The following is a 794-nucleotide window of genomic DNA, read 5'->3' on the forward strand; positions in this document are numbered from 1 at the left end:
GTATATGGAATAGCGACTGCCGGTCAGCGATCAGCGGTCCGGCGTCGCGGGCGCCAGCTCGCGTTGCACGCGCCTGTCCCCCAGGTAGAGGGCAAGCGAAATTTGCAGAAGTCTTGAGCGCGGACATGACCTTGCACGTCCCAAGCCGACGCAGTAAAGCGGGGGTCGAAGAACGGGCTGGACCGATGAGGCTGTGGTGGTTCGCAAAATCCCGCAAGGCCGCCCGCAAGCTGCCATCGGCAGCCAGTTTCCGCACTGAAATCATCGCCGACGTCTTCGTCCCGGAACGGGCGGAGGACGTCCGCTTCTTCAGCCGCAAGCTGGTTCACCCCGGCCGGCTTCGCCGCTTTTCCAACAAGGACCTTCGGGAAGGCCTGCTGTCCGTCTTCTATCTCGTGGTGGCAGCGGCGCTGCCGGTGCGCTGGTGGGCGCCGATCTGCGGCCGCATATCGAGGTTTCGCCTCAAGCGCCATATGCGCAAGGAATTCCCGGCCTACGCGGCCGCGACACGCGCGGTGCTTGGCGATGGCATCGATACACGCAAGCTGTTCGAGGGATTGCTGGCGGCGCGCCATCGGCGCCGCCTGCAGCTTGCCGCACATCTGGTGGCTGGCCGCTGGTCGCCGACGATCCGGCTGGAGGGGCTGGAGGGGCTGCGGTCGGCCTTGCAGCGCGGCCACGGCGCCATCCTCTGGTGCGATCAATTCACCGCCCAGACCATCATCGGCAAGCGCGCGCTATACGAGGCCGGTGTCGAGGCGCATCAGGTGAGCGTCAACACCCACGGTATTTCC

At 65.7% G+C, this 794-nt stretch carries 1 pseudogene; it reads left to right on the top strand.

From position 1 onward, the window contains the following. Positions 1-185: 185 nt before the first annotated feature. A pseudogene (locus tag EN893_RS36205) lies at positions 186-794 on the top strand (hypothetical protein); the annotation flags it as partial.

This window comes from Mesorhizobium sp. M7A.F.Ca.CA.004.04.2.1 (assembly GCF_004022825.1).
Classification (GTDB): domain Bacteria; phylum Pseudomonadota; class Alphaproteobacteria; order Rhizobiales; family Rhizobiaceae; genus Mesorhizobium.